Here is a 15,693-nt window from a genome sequence, read left to right on the forward strand (position 1 = left end):
CCTGCAAAAAAAGCTTTCGAACTCCGTAGAGAAATCAAGGCTTAACATTCGTGCGCAACACAACAACTTCCATCAGTCTAGCAGGGTATGGGCCGCTGCACGCAACAAGCTATTGCATACCCAGCTCTTTCGAGCCCTGCGGATGCTCAATCCCTGCACCCAACAGCCGCCGAAGGGAAGCGAGGCGCACGGGTCCTGATTCTCCGGCTTCCCCGGAATCGACCCAGCCGTCCAACCCGCAGTTGACTGCGGTGTCGTCGTGTCTGCACCCGCGTTCGCACTGCTCGGTTCCGGGCGCGAGGTCCGGGAAGGCGGCAAGGATGCGGTCGGCATCGACATGGGCGAGGCCGAAGGAACGGATCCCCGGCGTGTCGATGATCCAGGTTCCGGGCGCGGAGTCGGCAGCCTTCAGCGCGTAGGCGGACGAAGAGGTATGGCGACCGCGGCCGGTCACCGCGTTGACGCCGCCGGTGGCGCGGTTGGCCCCCGTGAGCGCATTCACCAGCGTGGACTTACCCACTCCGGAGTGGCCGAGGAGCACGCTCACCTTCCCCTCCAGGAGACTTTTCAGCAGGCTCACGGCGCCCGGGGCCAGCAGTGCGGACGTGCCGCTGGCGGACGTCGTTTCGACGGCGTCGGGCGTGGACGCGGTCTGGCTCGTGATGATGGGCAGATCAAGGTGCTCGTAATTGGCCAGCAGGTCCGCCGGGTCCTTGAGGTCCGCCTTGGTGACGCAGAGCAGCGGCTGGATGCCGGCGTCGTACGCGGCGACCAGCGCGCGGTCAATGAATCCGGTGCGCGGTTCCGGGTTGGCGGCAGCCACGACGATCACCAGCTGGTCGGCGTTGGCGACCACCGCTCGCTCCACGGGGTCCGTGTCATCGGCGCTGCGGCGCAGGAGGGTGTGGCGTTCCTGGATCCGGACCAGCCGGGCAAGGGTATCCGGCTCGCCGCTCACGTCACCCACCAACGCGACAAGGTCGCCGGCAACGACGGGGGAGCGGCGCAGCTCCCGGGCACGTGCAGCAATGACAATGCGTTCCGCGTCGGTGTCCTCATCCACGACGGCGGTATACCGTCCGCGGTCCACAGTGATGATCCGGCCGGTCACCGCGTCATCGTGGGCCGGGCGATCCTTGGTGCGGGGACGGGAACCCTTCTTGTTCGGTCTGATACGGACGTCGGACTCGTCCCAGGAGGAGGTCCCACGCCTGGACCCGGAGGGTGTCACAGTGGGCCGCTCGGATCAGCGGTGGCTGCCACTGCCTCCCACAGCTTCGGGAATTGGGGCATGGTCTTACCGGTAGTCGCGATGTTCTCGACCTCGACGCCCTCTACCGCAAGGCCGAGGATCGCTCCTGCGGTGGCCATGCGGTGGTCATCATAGGTGTGGAACGGGCCACCATGCAGAGGTGCCGGGCGAATGATCAGGCCGTCAGCCGTCTCTTCGGCATCGCCGCCAAGACGCGTGATCTCGGCGACTAGCGCCGCGAGACGGTCCGTCTCATGGCCGCGCAGGTGGGCGATCCCCGTCAGCACCGACGGCGATTGTGCAAGCGCGCAGAGCGCAGCCACAGTAGGCGCCAGCTCGCTGGTATCCGCGAGTTCAGCGCCAGTGATGGTCCCGCAGCCGCGGACCACCAGTGTGGAATCGCTGGTCAGTTCGACGGCGGCACCGAGCATGGGCAGTATGGTCCGCCACTTCTCACCGACCTGCGTGGTGTTGGCGGGCCAGTGCGGCATCCGTACGGTGCCGCCGGTGGCAACGGCCGCCGCGAGGAACGGTCCCGCATTGGAAAGATCGGGCTCGATGCGCACATCGAACCGGTTGATGGTTCCGGGCTCGACGCGCCACGTGTTCGGCACCGAATCGTCCACGGAGACGCCGACCTCGCGCAGTACGCGGACAGTCATCGAGATGTGATCCAGACTCGGAACAGGCTTGCCCACATGCTGCAGACGGAGACCTTCCGTGAAACGCGCACCAACGAGCAGCAGCGCCGACACGAACTGCGAGGAGGCGCTGGCGTCAATGACCAGGGTGCCTCCCTCCACGGATCCGGAACCGGCGACTGTGAAGGGGAGGGCGTCGTCGTCGTTCTCGAGGTGGACACCGAGACCACGCAGCGCGCTGATCACTGCACCCATCGGCCGCCGGCGGGCATGCGGGTCGCCGTCGAACGAGGTGCGTCCCTTGCGGAGCGCTGCCAGCGGCGGGACGAAACGCATCACCGTACCGGCCAGGCCGCAGTCCACGCTTGCATCACCCGATGCATCCGCCGGGACGGGCGTGATGAGCAGGTCGGGTCCGAAGGTACCGTCGCCCTCGACCTCCTCTACGCGGGCACCAAGCGACCTCAGGGCATCCACCATCAGCTGTGAATCCCTCGAGTGCAGCGGAGCGCGCAGCCTGCTCGGGCCGTCGGCGAGTGCAGCAAGGATGAGGTACCTGTTGGTCAGTGACTTCGACCCTGGGACCTCGACCGTTGCATCAACGGGGCCTCGTGCGTGTGGTGCGGGCCAGAATGACGTGGATGGTGCAGTGGACAGCGCGCTCATGCCCCTTAGCTACCCGTGACTTCAGAGGCCGTCTTGCGCACTGCCTTCTCGGCCAGCTTGAGGCGCTTTTCTGTGTCGCGGGCCAGCGAACGGGCGCTCTTGCGTGTGTCATGGCTCAGAGCGAGGGCGTTGCGGCGCGCGTCTTCGGCGAAGTGTTCTGCACGCCATGCCCAGCTCGGCCGTCCGTTGGTGTCGACCGCTGCAAGCAGTACGGCCCCCATCAGGGAGAGGTTCTTGATGAGCTGGTTACGCCGGTCCTTGCGGGCTTTCGACGTGGATGAGTCGGCGTTGTTGAACTCGACAATCGCGTTCAGTACCGACGTACCCACCAGCACCGTCGCGGAAAGCCGCGAGAAACGGCCGATCCCCAGCAGCACAGCCGCACCGAGATGTGCGGCGCCGAGGACCTTCGCAACGCGCTGTTCGTTGCTCGTGGCCGATGCTGCAGCGGGCACCGCCTTGGTGATGCGGTCCAGGGTGGGACGCAGAGCTGTGGCCGTGGCGTCGGTGTGCCGAAGCCGGTCAATGCCCGTGAGGACGAAGCTGCTGGCGAGCAATGGGCGGGCGAGTACGCGAACAAGGGTCACAATGCCTCCTGGCTTCCAGCACCCTGGAGGCACCGGATCTACTTATGCGAACAAAGTCAGTTACAACCGTGGATGGATGTGTCTAGTTTTGCACCTTTGGCGCACCGAGGCGATCCGCTGCGGGGTCCGAGCCGGAATATCCGCTTCCGTCCGATGGTTGTGGATACCGGAGCCTGAACATTGAACAGACGGATACGAGGAGCAGATGGGTACAGCAACATCGGTACGAGACCACACGCCGCGCATCCACGTGGACGCACCTGCCCGCCCGGCGCAGCGCCGGCAGACCATCGGACGCGTAGACTTTGCAGCAATGAATACCACAGCCGCGGCGGGGCCCACCCCGGCCGAAGATGAGGAACTGGACCTGTCCACCGAGTCCGTTGCGGAGCGGACGGCGCGGTTCGAGCGGGATGCCATGCAGTATGTGGACCAGCTGTACTCGGCCGCAATGAGAATGGCACGCAACCCGGCCGACGCAGAGGATCTGGTGCAGGAGGCCTACACCAAGGCGTTCTCCGCATTTCACCAGTACAAGCCGGGCACCAATCTAAAGGCGTGGCTGTACAGGATCCTCACCAACACCTACATCAACCTGTACCGCAAACGGCAGCGCGAGCCCCTGCAGTCCCATTCGGACACCATCGAGGACTGGCAGTTGGCCAAGGCAGCCGAGCACACCTCGTCAGGACTGCGTTCGGCTGAGGTGGAAGCACTCGATCACCTTCCCGATTCGGATGTGAAGCAGGCTCTGCAGGCCATCCCCGAGGAGTTCCGCCTGGCGGTCTACTTCTCGGACGTCGAGGGCTTCGCCTACAAGGAAATTTCGGAAATCATGAACACCCCGATCGGCACCGTGATGTCACGGCTGCACCGTGGACGCAAGCTCCTGCGGGAGTTGCTGTCCGAGTACGCGCACGAGCGCGGCATGGGTGCTTCGGTACGCGCGTCCACAGCTGACAGTGGAACTACACAGGAGAACGGAAAATGAGCGACTGCCATAGCCTTGGCGACTGCGACGACTCACGGATCGAACGGTTGTACGAGTACCTGGACGGTGCGCTCTCGCATGCCGACCTGGTCGAGATCAAGGACCACCTTGAGGACTGCCCGGAATGCGCCCAGGAACACGATCTGGAGTGCCTCATCCGGTCGGTTGTGAAGCGGTCCTGCACAGAGGTTGCACCGGCGAAACTGAAGGCGAACATTCTCGATCGCATCAGCCAGATCAAGACCGTGGACCACTAGGGATCCTTTACGAAAGATCACGGTCAAAGCAAACAGAAGAACCCCCGTACAGGTACGGGGGTTCTTCGGTTTGCTTTGACCGTGATGTCAGGTGTTGGGGCGCTTACCGTGGTTAGCGCCGCCGCGCTTGCGATCACGGCGCTTGCGTGCACGCTTGCTCATGGCTGCCTCCTTACGTTGCCTATATTGGCTTTGCCGATCGACCACATGGGTCCGGACTGCCCTCAAGTCTCCCACACGCAAGCGCAGTGAACCTAAACGGGCCGGTCGGCCGTGCGGGCCCTCTGCAGTGCGGCTCGTGCCTAGGATGGAGCGGAAGCATTCTCACCAAGCCCGGAGTAAAGGAGCGCCGAATGCGCGCAGTGTACGCCGAGTCGATGTCCGCTCACTCCCCGCTTGACGGACTGCGGGTCGGTGAGCTCCCGGAACCTGTTGCGCCGACCGGCTTTCGCAGGGTCCGGGTGCGGGCATCCACACTGAACCATCACGATCTGTGGACGTTGCGCGGGGTGGGCCTGGGACAGGACAAACTCCCCATGATCCTCGGATGCGACGGCGCCGGAGTGGACGACGACGGCAACGAAGTCATCGTGCACAGCGTCATCTCCTCGCCCGGCTGGCAGGGTGATGAAACGCTGGACCCCAGCCGTTCCCTGCTCTCCGAGCACTATCCCGGCACAATGGCGGACTACGTCTGGGTGCCGGAGCGGAATCTGGTGCCGAAGCCCGCAGACCTGAGCTTCGAGGAAGCAGCATGCCTGCCGACCTCCTGGCTGACTGCATACCGGATGCTGTTCACGACGTCGCCGGCTGCTCCGGGCTCGACCATCCTGGTGCAGGGGGCCGGAGGCGGTGTCTCCACCGCGCTCATCCTTCTCGCCGGAGCATCCGGTTACCGGGTGTGGGTGACCAGTCGCAGCGAAGAGAAGCGCCGCTTGGCGCTGGAGCTGGGGGCGGCAGACGCGTTCGACGCCGGCGCCCGGCTTCCGGAGCGCGTTGACGTCGTATTCGATTCGGTCGGAGAAGCGACCTGGGCGCACTCCCTGAAAGCGCTCAAGCCGGGTGGCGCCGTCGTTACCTGCGGTGCCACGAGCGGTCCGGCCCCGTCGGCGGACCTGAACCGTGTGTTCTTTCTGCAGTTGCGAGTGCTGGGCTCCACGATGGGCACCCGTGACGAGCTCCAGCGCCTGGCCCGGTTCCTTGCGGTGACCGGGGTTCGCCCGACCATCGACTCAGTGCATGCGCTGGGGGAGGCACGCGCAGGATTTGAGCGGATGGCTGGCGGCGGCGTCTTCGGGAAGGTCGTCTTCGACCACGGGAGCTGAAGCTCAGGCCTTCGCGCCCTCGGACAGTCCTCCCGGCATCAGGCGGGCGCGGGAATCTCCAGCCACTGGAACCAGCCGCGGTGCAGGACGAGCCACGCTATGAGACCGTAGCCCGCCTGACCCGGTCCGCCGCCGTTCTTGGCCAGATCAGAACGCCACTGCTCATGGGCGTGCAGGGGAGTGAAGGTGTCGACGTAGACATGTTTACGGCGCGTCGTCACATCGGCGAAAGCTGCCGAGAGGTCGGCAAGCCGGCGGTTGCGCTCCGCATCCAGTCCCGGCGGCGGTCCGACCACCAGCACCTTGATGCTCATCTGGGCCGCCCCATCGAGGATGTTCGCGAGATTCAGCCGGCTCCGCGCCGTCGAAATTTCCAGATCGAGGTCTCGGTCCGACAGCCCGATGAGCAGCCGGTTTTCGGTATTCTCGGCAAACCTGCGGCTGGACTCTTCCAGCCAGCGGGCGGCCAGAGCCTCGGTTCCCTCACCCGGAGCGGCCAGGCTGAACGCTTCGAGCGTTGCGTTATCCGGTGTGGTTCGCGCCAAGACCCTGCCCAGCCAACCGAGCGCCCGCGGATCACCCAGTCCCGCGAGAAGTTCGTCTCCCACTGCGGCAAGCCTTATTCTGCGCTGTTCCACTCGTCACCTCTGGTTGCTTGTCGTGTTGTTTCTGGATGGGCGGCATGATTGCCTCGCCATCCGATGCGGGAAACGCCAATGGGCAGGGTCCCAACAGACCCTGCCCATTGTACGTTCGGGCCCCAGGCTTACTAGTTGCGGTTGAACGCGTTCTTGATGAGGATCTCCTGTTCCACCGCGTGGTTCTTGGCTGACCCGGTGGCCGTCGATGCAGAGGCCGGGCGGGATACCAGGCGAAGCGGACGGTCCAGGTGCTGTGGGAGGTTCAGGCCGATGAAGGGCCAGGGGCCCTGGTTTGCCGGTTCATCCTGCGCCCACACCAGGTCCGCATCCGGGTAAGCGGAGATGGCGGCCTTGATCTCCTCCACAGGGAGCGGCGCAAGCTGCTCCACGCGCAGGATTGCGGTTGAGGTGTCGTCTGCCTTCTGACGGGCGGCTGCCAGATCGAAGTAGAGCCGACCGGAAACAAGCAGCACGCGCTTGACCTCCGACGGGTTGAGCCCGGCGGTGTCCTCGATGACCGGCTTGAATCCGCCCTGCGTGAAGTCTTCGACACTGCTTGCCGCTGCCTTCAGCCGCAACAGCTGCTTCGGCGTGAAGATGATGAGCGGCTTCCGGGGCCGGCTGTATGCCTGCCGCCGCAGCAGATGGAAGTGCGACGCTGCCGTGGTGGGGTTGGCCACGACCATGTTGTCCTCCGCGCACATCTGCAGGAATCGCTCGATGCGTGCTGAGGAGTGGTCCGGGCCCTGGCCTTCGTAGCCGTGGGGGAGCATCAGTACCAGCGAGGAACGCTGGCCCCACTTCTGCTCGGCCGAAGAGATGAACTCATCGATGATGGTCTGCGCCCCATTGACGAAGTCACCGAACTGGGCTTCCCAGAGCACGAGGGCGTCCGGACGCTCCACGGAGTAGCCGTACTCGAAGCCCATGGCTGCGTACTCCGAAAGCAGGGAGTCGTAGATCCAGAACTTGGCCTGTCCCTCGCTGAGCTCAGCGAGGGGGAGCCACTCGTTGCCGTTGGCGCGGTCGTGGAACACAGCGTGCCGCTGGACGAAGGTGCCGCGGCGGGAGTCCTGCCCGGCAAGACGTACCGGCACGCCTTCCATCACCAGGGAACCGAAAGCCGCTATTTCGCCGAAGCCCCAGTCGATCCCGCCTTCACGTGACATCTGCTCGCGCTTCTCGAGCAACGCCTTGAGCTTGGGGTGGACTGTGAAGCCGTCGGGGAAGGCCAGGTGCGCCTTTCCGATGTGTGCGAGCGTCTCCGCGGTGATCGCCGTGCTCACCGGCACTCCCACTCCGTTATCGCGCTGGGCGATGGGACGCTCGATGTTGGACACAGCTGCGGAGTCCTTGGTGACCACGGGAATTGGCGACGTCTGGGCCGCGTGCGTCTCGGCAAAGACACGCTCGAGCCGCTCCTGGTAGTCGCGCAATGCCTGTTCGGCCTCTTCCTGGCTGATGTCACCGCGACCGATCAGTGCCTCGGTGTACAGCTTGCGCACCGAACGCTTTGCCTCGATCAGGTTGTACATCATCGGCTGTGTCATCGAGGGGTCGTCGCCCTCGTTGTGGCCGCGCCTGCGGTAGCAGACCATGTCGATGACGACATCCTTGTTGAACCGCTGGCGGAACTGGTACGCGAGCTGGGCTACGCGAACCACGGCCTCCGGATCGTCTCCGTTCACGTGGAAGATCGGAGCCTGCACCATCTTCGCTACGTCGGTGGAGTACACCGAGGAGCGGGATGCTGTGGGCGAAGTCGTGAACCCGACCTGATTGTTCACGATGATGTGGATCGTTCCACCGGTGCGGTAACCGCGAAGCTGGGAGAGGTTCAGCGTTTCTGCCACCACGCCCTGGCCGGCAAATGCAGCGTCACCGTGGATCAGGATCGGCAGGACAGGGAACGTGTCCCCCTGATCCAGGCGGTCCTGCTTGGCACGCACAATGCCCTCAAGCACAGAATCGACGGCCTCCAGGTGCGACGGGTTGGCCGCGAGGTAGACCTTCGTTTCATTGCCGCTGTCTGAGGTGTAGGTGCCCTCAGTGCCCAGATGGTACTTAACGTCACCGGAACCCTGCACGGAACGCGGATCCTGCGTGCCCTCGAACTCCCGAAAGACCTGGGCGTAGGTCTTTCCGGCGATGTTGGTGAGGACGTTGAGGCGTCCGCGGTGAGCCATACCGATGGCCACCTCATCCAGTCCGTCGTCGGCGGCGTCGGAGAGGATGGCGTCCAAGAGCGGAATCAGTGATTCCCCGCCTTCCAGCGAGAACCGCTTCTGGCCGACGAACTTGGTCTGCAGGAAGGTCTCGAAGGCCTCCGCAGCATTCAGCCTGTGAAGGATGCGCAGCTGTTCCTCGCGGCTCGGCTTCGAATACGGGTGCTCAAGCTCGTCCTGGAACCACTGGCGTTCCTCGGGATCCTGGATGTGCATGTACTCGATGCCGGTGGTCCTGCAGTAGGCGTCCCGGAGTACGCCAAGGATGGTCCGGAACTTCAGCGCGGGCTTCCCGCCGAAACCGCCGGTGGGCCATTCGCGGTCCAGGTCCCACAACGTCAGTCCGTGGGTGCGGACATCGAGGTCGGCATGCTTACGCTGCACGTACTCGAGCGGGTTGGTGTCCGCCATGAGGTGGCCGCGCACACGGTAGGCATGGATCAACTGCTGGATACGGGCAACCTTGTTGATCTCGTCCATCGGATCAACCTGGATGTCCGCGCTCCAGCGCACAGGCTCGTACGGGATGCGCAGGGCTTCAAAGATGTCGTCGTAGAAGTTCTGCTCACCGAGCAGGAGCTGGTGCACGATCCGGAGGAACTCACCGCTGCCTGCGCCCTGGATGACGCGGTGGTCATAGGTGGAGGTAAGCGTGATCGTCTTGCTGATGGCGTGCTGTGACAGCGTCTTCTCGCTGGCACCCTGGAAGGCGGCCGGGTACTCCAGCGCACCGGCGCCGATGATGCAGGCCTGACCCTTCGACAGGCGGGGAACCGAGTGAACGGTTCCGATGCCGCCGGGGTTGGTGAGGGAGACAGTGGTGCCGGCGTAGTCGTCAGCGCCGAGCTTGCCTGCCCTTGCCCGCTTCACGAGGTCTTCATAGGCATGCCAGAACTCGGAGAAGTTGAGCGTCTCAGCCTTTTTGATGTTGGGCACGACCAGCAGACGGGTGCCGTCCGGCTTCGGCATGTCGATTGCCAGGCCGAAGTTCACGTGGGCCGGCTGCACCGCTGCAGGCTTGCCGTCGACGACGTCGTAGTAGACATTCTGGGACGGGAACTGCGCCAGGGCCCTGATGATCGCGTAACCGATGATGTGGGTGAACGAGACCTTTCCGCCGCGAGCGCGCTCCAGGTGGTTGTTGATGACCACACGGTTGTCGATGAGCAGCTTGGCCGGAACAGCACGAACGCTGGTTGCAGTGGGAACCGTAAGGCTGGCGTCCATGTTGGTGGCGATCGCCTTGGCCGGCCCGCGAAGGATCGTGACAGTGTCCTCGTCCATCTCGGGGTTCAGCTCCGATTTGGGGAGTTGCGCGGGGATTGGAGCCTTCTCCGGCTTCGCCTCAGTTTTAGCCTCGGCCTTGGCTTCAGTCTTGGCCTCAGGCGCCTGCTGCTCCGCGCCCTTGTCCCTGCCGGAGTCCTTGGCGACCGGAGGCTTGCCGGACTCCTGGCTCACGGCAGGTGACTCACCCGAGGCTTTCGGAGCGTTCTGCTCCGTCGATACGACGGGCAGTTCCCGCGTAGTGGGGTGGGGGTCGGAACCGGCCGACCGCTGCGCTGCGTGCCGCCCATTGTCCGAGCCGCTGTTTTCAGCCTCGAAGGATTCGAAAAGGCTCCACCACTTTTTGTCTACCGAGCTCCGGTCCTGCCGGAATTGCTCATAGAGCTCATCCACAAGCCATTCGTTCCCGCCGAACTCTTCCGGTAGACGGTGGTTGGGTTGTTGTGGCACTTGTTATACGCCCTCTTCCATGAGTTGCCCTTGGCCCAAAAAAGGTTTACGTCGGCGCTCGCCTGACCCTGTTGACCTAACCTTCAGTCTAATGACAGTTTTGGGCAACAAGCCAATCATCACGGCTTCCTTGCGCGCAGGTACGCCATCCCCGGACACGGATCGGGATCCGCGTCAGATTCGGCATACACTCGCTTGTGTAACCGACCGCAGGAGCACCCGTGCGTTTCATCAACACGCCCTCAACTGACCTCACTTATTCGGACGTTTTCCTTGTACCGTCGGCGTCCGAAGTCATCTCACGCTTTGACGTCGACCTGTCCAGCGATGACGGAACCGGCACAACTATCCCACTCGTCGTCGCGAACATGACGGCCGTCACCGGGCGCCGCATGGTGGAAACCGTGGCCCGGCGGGGCGGACTTGCAGTACTTCCGCAGGACGTACCCACGCAGGTCATCAGAGAAGTCACGCAATGGGTCAAGCAGCGTCACCTCATCTTCGAGACACCTTTGAAGCTGCAGCCGGGGAACACGGTGATTGACGCGCTGCACCTGATCAACAAGCGGGCGCACGGAGCCGTCATGGTGGTCGACGATGACAACCGTTGCGTCGGTGTAGTCCGTGCAGCCGACTGCGAAGGTGTGGACCGCTTCGCCTCCCTTGAGGCTGTTATGCGGACCCCTCTCAACCTTGAAGCTTCTCAGTTCTCCGCGGACCGCGACGCAGCTCTTCAGGAGGCCTTCGAAGAGCTCGACGCCGCGGGCGCATCTCTCGCAGCCGTCTCACGGGACGGTCAACTCGCCGGGGTTATCACGCGCAAGGGTGCGCTGCGGTCCACCATCTACCAGCCCGCAACGGACGGCCAGGGACGGCTGAGGGTGGCTGCCGCCGTCGGCATCAATGGCGACGTCGCTGCCAAGGCGGCCGAACTGCTCGAAGCCGGTGTGGATGTCCTCGTGGTGGACACGGCTCACGGCCACCAGCGCAAGATGCTCGACGCACTCAAGGCGGTTACCTCACTCGACCCCTCTGTTCCCGTCGTCGCCGGAAACGTAGTGAGCGCCGACGGAGTGCGCGACCTGGTGGAGGCGGGAGCCTCGATCATCAAGGTCGGCGTGGGGCCCGGCGCCATGTGCACCACCCGGATGATGACGGCGGTAGGCCGCCCCCAGTTCTCGGCCGTCTACGAGTGCTCGCAGGCTGCGGCGGAGCTTGGCGCCCACGTCTGGGCGGACGGCGGCGTCCGGTACCCGCGGGACGTGGCACTCGCATTGGCAGCCGGTGCCAGTCAGGTGATGATCGGATCCTGGTTCGCCGGCACCTACGAGAGCCCTGGAGACCTGCAGACCGATAGCCAGGGACGCCAGTACAAGGAGAGCTTCGGCATGGCCTCCGCCCGCGCTGTCCAGAACCGGACACAGCGGGACGACGTGTTCGCGCGGGCCCGCAAGGGACTGTACGAGGAGGGCATCTCGACCTCCACCATGTATCTCGACCCGGCCCGCCCCGGCGTTGAGGATCTGCTGGACATGATCACAGCGGGTGTGCGCAGTTCGATGACCTATGCCGGAGCCCGGTCGCTCGCGGAGTTCCGCGACCGGGCAATCGTCGGCGTGCAGTCGGCGGCGGGCTATGAGGAAGGCCGTCCGCTCCAGCAGAGCTGGTAGAACGACGTCAGCCGGAGGGCTTCGTGTCGAGGACGGTGCCGTTGCTGTAAACTGGAGACCTTATGGACAGTTCCTCTAGGGGCCGGCCCATGGCGCGCACGCAGCGACAGGCAGCATCGATCCGATGTGCAGCGCAGCCATCCAGTGCCGGCAATCCCCGTTCACATGCCCATCACTCATTCGCTTCCGTGCACGCAGCAGTAGGCGGACCGTCCGCGGTCGCCGCCCCGTGCGCGGATACCGGAGAATCCGGGGACCTTGTCTCCGGCAACGCCGCGGCCCCGGAGCCTTCCCAACCGGACGAGCCTTCCCAACCGTCGGAACCTCCGAAACCCGGTGCGCCGGTTAGCACCGGCGCATCTGTGCTTCCCTCGGCGGTGGCCCAGTAATGGAATGGTTGTACCTGCTTGCCGGTCTGCTGCTGATCCTCGGCACCGGTTTCTTCGTCGCTGTTGAGTTCGCGCTCGTTGCGCTCGACCAAACCTATGTTCAGCGGGCGGTGGATTCAGGCGACACGCGGGCAGAGCCGGTGCTCCGCTGCCTGAAGTCGCTCTCCACGCAACTCTCCAGTTGCCAGCTGGGCATCACCCTGACAACGCTGCTCACCGGTTATGTCATGGAACCGTCGGTTGGGCGCCTGCTTGAGACGCCGCTGGGCGCCGTCGGCGTCCCGGAATCCGCACGGGCCTCGATCTCCCTCATCCTCGCCATGGTGCTGGCGACCCTGCTCTCGATGTTGATCGGTGAGCTGGTGCCCAAGAACATGGCAATAGCCCTGCCCTTCAGGATCGGGCGGGCGCTCGCGCGTCCGCAACTCATCTTCACCGCGATCTTCAGGCCCGCGATTGTTGTCCTGAACGGCTTTTCCAATCGGGTCCTGCATTTGTTCGGCCTCGAAGCGAAGGAAGAAATCTCGGGAGCGCGAACGCCGTCCGAGCTGTCGTCACTGGTGCGGCGGTCAGCCGAACTGGGAACCCTCGACCAGGGCACCGCGAACTTCCTCGCCCGCACTTTCAGCTTTTCGCAGCGTACCGCTGCTGATGTCATGACGCCGCGAATCCGAATGGCAACGATCGAGTCGGACCAGACGGTGGCTGACGTCGTCGATCTGGCACGAAGTACCGGATACTCCAGATTCCCGCTTATCGGCGAGTCCCCGGATGACATCCGTGGTGTCGTACACGTCAAGAAGGCCGTGGCCGTGCCCCGGTCAAAGCGTGCCGAGCTGCCGGCCGGAACGATCATGACCGATGTACTGCGCATTCCCGAGACCGTTCACCTGGACTCCCTGCTGAGTGAGCTCCGGGAGGCGAACCTGCAGCTTGCCGTCGTACTGGACGAGTACGGGGGCACGGCCGGTGTTGTGACCCTCGAAGATCTGGTCGAGGAGATCGTGGGTGAGGTGGCCGACGAGCACGACAAGCTCAAGGCCGGCGTCCTGCAGAGTGCGGCCGGTAACTGGTTCTTCCCGGGCATCATGCGTCCTGACGAGGTCAGCGACCAGATACCGCACCTTGCAGTGCCTGACGAACCCGGCTATGAGACGGTCGGCGGATTCATGATGTCCGTCCTCGGCCGGATCGCCGACGTCGGCGACAGGGTTGAGGTAGCGGGCGGCATCCTCGAAGTGGAACGCATGGACGGGCGCCGGATCGACCGCATCAGCTTCATCCCGATCGTGTCCGAAGACGCGGAACAGTCAGATCCCGGTACGCCGGCCGTAGGGGGTACACGATGAGCGACTGGGCAGGAATACTGTGGCTGGTCATCCTCCTGATCGCCAATGCGTTCTTCGTTGGTGCCGAGTTCGCCGTCATGAGCGCGCGCAGGAGCCAGATTGAGCCGCTCGCTGAAGAAGGCTCGAAACGTGCGCGAACCACGCTGTGGGCAATGGAGCATGTCTCGCTAATGCTCGCCTGTGCACAGCTCGGTATCACCGTGTGTTCCCTGCTGATCCTTCAGGTGGCTGAGCCCGCTATTCACCACCTGATGGTGGTTCCGCTTGAAGCGATCGGGCTGCCGGGGGCCCTGGCCGACGGCATTGCGTTCGGTATCGCACTGGCGCTCGTTACCTTCCTCCACGTCACCTTCGGCGAAATGGTGCCGAAGAACATCTCGGTATCGGTGGCAGACAAGGCTGCGCTGTTCCTCGCGCCGCCGCTCGTGATGGTGGCGCGCGTAGTGCACCCTGTCATCTCAAGCCTGAACTGGGCAGCGAACCACATCCTTCGCGCTATGCGCATTGAGCCCAAGGATGAGGTGACCTCGTCCTTCACGCTGGAGGAGGTGCAGTCCATCGTCCAGGAGTCCACGAGACACGGACTCGTGGACGACGACGCCGGGTTGATCAGCAGCGCGCTCGAGTTTTCGGGGCAGACGGCCGGAACAGTGATGGTTCCGCTGGATGAACTCGTCACGCTCAGCACCGACTCCACCCCGGAGGAGTTTGAGAAGGCTGTCGGACGCACCGGGTTTTCCCGCTTTGTGCTGGTCGACCAGCACAACAACCTCACCGGGTACATGCATCTCAAGGACGTCATGTCCATGCCGGAAGCGGCCTACTCGCGACCCATCACGGAGAACAAGGTCCGCGCCCTCGCCAACCTGAGCGTGGACGATGAGATCGAGGACGCACTGGCGATCATGCAGCGTACCGGCTCCCATCTGGCTCGCGTCATGACGCATGACGGACATGCGCGGGGCGTGCTTTTCCTGGAGGACGTCATTGAGCAGCTGGTCGGGGAAATCCGTGACGCCACCCAGAACCAGGGACTTCGGAGAACCGGTGAATCCCTCCAGCAGGGCATGCACCTGGGAACCAGGGAAGCAGGCTGACCGAAGATTCGGATCGGGGACCTTCAGCCGTGAGAAGGTCCCCGCGTCGATCCGGATCGTCAGTCCCAGCCCTCCTGGGGGGTAGCGCAGCTGTTCCGGAACACGTACTGGGAGGGGCGCTTCCGCTGCCGGCTTGACCAGTCGATGGCGGGGCGGCGCTGCTTTTCGGGGAGGTAGCCCAGCCGGTACACCGCCATCAGCTCCAACCCTTCCGGTACGCCGAGAATCGATTCGACCCTTCTCCAGTTGGCCGGGACCTCCATGGGAAAGGAGACAAACTGGATGCCCATTCCCAGCTCAACGGTGGTCAGCCACAGATTTTCCATCGCGGCGCCCATGCTGAACACCGAGTAGAAGCCCGACAGTTCGCCGGGGCGGTATTCGCCCCTGTCCAGCATGACGCCCAGCAACAGTGGCGAGCCTGCAACTAGCTTCCGGTTTTCCTCCCCGAGGGTTTGCGGCACACGAAGCTTGTTCATCAGCGTCTGCCCCGACGGAGTGAAGACCTTCTTCGTGAAGGGGCGGAGCACGGCGGGAAGCTGGTCAAAGAGCATGCCGTCCCGCCGCTCGTCCATTTCGGCCTCGCTGAAGCGAAAATAGCGCTTGTAGCGCTCAAAAAACGTTCCCTCAGCCATGACCTGGGTCATGCTCTCGCCGCTTATGGCCGCAATCCGCCCAATGGTGTCCCGGTCCTCGATGATGACGAAGCGCCACGGCTGGCTGTTCAACTGTGAGGGTGCGGCGCCGGCCACCTGCATCAACAGCTTTTGGTGATCCTGACTTACCGGATCGGGGAGAAACGGGCCGTTGGTGGTCTTGCGATTGAAGACGACATCAAGGAATTCCACTATTGTCCTAGGGTCTGCGGA

Annotated in this window: 13 protein-coding genes; 6 read left to right on the plus strand and 7 right to left on the minus strand. The window is 64.0% G+C overall.

Going from position 1 to position 15,693, the window contains the following annotated elements; genetic code table 11:
- Positions 1-109: 109 nt before the first annotated feature.
- The 3 genes from rsgA to AC5RTB_RS11960 are packed head-to-tail and all read right to left on the minus strand — an operon-like array spanning position 110 to position 3,146.
- Complete coding sequence (rsgA, locus tag AC5RTB_RS11950) at positions 110-1,231, minus strand: ribosome small subunit-dependent GTPase A (protein WP_494061293.1); 1,122 nt, start codon at positions 1,229-1,231, stop codon at positions 110-112.
- Entirely contained in the window at positions 1,228-2,559 is a 1,332-nt protein-coding gene (gene aroA, locus AC5RTB_RS11955; RefSeq protein WP_494061294.1) for a 3-phosphoshikimate 1-carboxyvinyltransferase, read from the minus strand. Before aroA ends, rsgA begins: the two co-directional genes overlap by 4 nt.
- A gap of 5 nt (positions 2,560-2,564) precedes the next feature.
- Positions 2,565-3,146 (minus strand): DoxX family protein, encoded by a 582-nt coding sequence (locus tag AC5RTB_RS11960; protein WP_494061295.1) that lies wholly within the window; start codon positions 3,144-3,146, stop codon positions 2,565-2,567.
- A gap of 313 nt (positions 3,147-3,459) precedes the next feature.
- On the opposite strand from AC5RTB_RS11960, the gene AC5RTB_RS11965 reads away from it, so the two are divergent.
- Positions 3,460-4,137, plus strand: coding sequence for a sigma-70 family RNA polymerase sigma factor (locus AC5RTB_RS11965; protein ID WP_494061399.1), 678 nt, complete (start codon positions 3,460-3,462; stop codon positions 4,135-4,137).
- Entirely contained in the window at positions 4,134-4,394 is a 261-nt protein-coding gene (gene rsrA / locus AC5RTB_RS11970) for a mycothiol system anti-sigma-R factor (protein WP_323958805.1), read from the plus strand. The genes AC5RTB_RS11965 and rsrA overlap by 4 nt, the downstream gene beginning before the upstream one ends.
- Positions 4,395-4,481: 87 nt before the next feature.
- Here the strand turns inward: rsrA and AC5RTB_RS11975 are convergent, their stop codons facing one another.
- The gene (locus AC5RTB_RS11975) at positions 4,482-4,556 is read right to left on the minus strand and encodes a 50S ribosomal protein bL37 (protein WP_369299106.1); all 75 of its coding nucleotides are present in this window, start codon (positions 4,554-4,556) and stop codon (positions 4,482-4,484) included.
- 191 nt (positions 4,557-4,747) lie between these two features.
- Here AC5RTB_RS11975 and AC5RTB_RS11980 point away from each other — a divergent pair, with 191 nt between their 5' ends.
- Positions 4,748-5,719 (plus strand): zinc-binding dehydrogenase, encoded by a 972-nt coding sequence (locus AC5RTB_RS11980; protein WP_494061296.1) that lies wholly within the window; start codon positions 4,748-4,750, stop codon positions 5,717-5,719.
- A 38-nt stretch (positions 5,720-5,757) separates the two neighbouring features.
- Here AC5RTB_RS11980 and AC5RTB_RS11985 read toward each other — a convergent pair whose 3' ends face one another.
- Positions 5,758-6,357 (minus strand): GDSL-type esterase/lipase family protein, encoded by a 600-nt coding sequence (locus AC5RTB_RS11985; protein WP_494061297.1) that lies wholly within the window; start codon positions 6,355-6,357, stop codon positions 5,758-5,760.
- A 131-nt stretch (positions 6,358-6,488) separates the two neighbouring features.
- Positions 6,489-10,319 (minus strand): multifunctional oxoglutarate decarboxylase/oxoglutarate dehydrogenase thiamine pyrophosphate-binding subunit/dihydrolipoyllysine-residue succinyltransferase subunit, encoded by a 3,831-nt coding sequence (locus tag AC5RTB_RS11990; RefSeq protein ID WP_494061298.1) that lies wholly within the window; start codon positions 10,317-10,319, stop codon positions 6,489-6,491.
- 221 nt (positions 10,320-10,540) lie between these two features.
- Between AC5RTB_RS11990 and guaB1 the strand changes: the two genes are divergently transcribed.
- The 3 genes from guaB1 to AC5RTB_RS12005 all read left to right on the plus strand — a co-directional run bounded on the left by guaB1 (position 10,541) and on the right by AC5RTB_RS12005 (position 14,824).
- Complete coding sequence (gene guaB1 / locus AC5RTB_RS11995) at positions 10,541-11,989, plus strand: GMP reductase (RefSeq protein WP_494061299.1); 1,449 nt, start codon at positions 10,541-10,543, stop codon at positions 11,987-11,989.
- A gap of 388 nt (positions 11,990-12,377) precedes the next feature.
- On the plus strand, positions 12,378-13,727 hold the full coding sequence (locus tag AC5RTB_RS12000; RefSeq protein ID WP_494061300.1) for a hemolysin family protein: 1,350 nt from the start codon (positions 12,378-12,380) through the stop codon (positions 13,725-13,727).
- On the plus strand, positions 13,724-14,824 hold the full coding sequence (locus AC5RTB_RS12005) for a hemolysin family protein (RefSeq protein WP_494061301.1): 1,101 nt from the start codon (positions 13,724-13,726) through the stop codon (positions 14,822-14,824). The genes AC5RTB_RS12000 and AC5RTB_RS12005 overlap by 4 nt, the downstream gene beginning before the upstream one ends.
- A gap of 59 nt (positions 14,825-14,883) precedes the next feature.
- Here AC5RTB_RS12005 and AC5RTB_RS12010 read toward each other — a convergent pair whose 3' ends face one another.
- Positions 14,884-15,672 carry a nitroreductase family protein gene (locus AC5RTB_RS12010; RefSeq protein ID WP_494061302.1) on the minus strand — a complete coding sequence of 263 codons (789 nt, stop codon included), beginning with the start codon at positions 15,670-15,672 and terminating at the stop codon, positions 14,884-14,886.
- Positions 15,673-15,693: the final 21 nt, after the last annotated feature.

It is taken from the genome of Arthrobacter sp. M71 S08 (genome assembly GCF_059089725.1).

Coding starts and splice junctions, on each gene's coding strand:
- aroA (WP_494061294.1), bottom strand. CDS start 2,559: ATGAGCGCGCTGTCCACTGCACCATCCACGTCATTCTGGCCCGCACCA.
- AC5RTB_RS11965 (WP_494061399.1), top strand. CDS start 3,460: ATGAATACCACAGCCGCGGCGGGGCCCACCCCGGCCGAAGATGAGGAA.
- rsrA (WP_323958805.1), top strand. CDS start 4,134: ATGAGCGACTGCCATAGCCTTGGCGACTGCGACGACTCACGGATCGAA.
- AC5RTB_RS11980 (WP_494061296.1), top strand. CDS start 4,748: ATGCGCGCAGTGTACGCCGAGTCGATGTCCGCTCACTCCCCGCTTGAC.
- AC5RTB_RS12000 (WP_494061300.1), top strand. CDS start 12,378: ATGGAATGGTTGTACCTGCTTGCCGGTCTGCTGCTGATCCTCGGCACC.
- AC5RTB_RS12005 (WP_494061301.1), top strand. CDS start 13,724: ATGAGCGACTGGGCAGGAATACTGTGGCTGGTCATCCTCCTGATCGCC.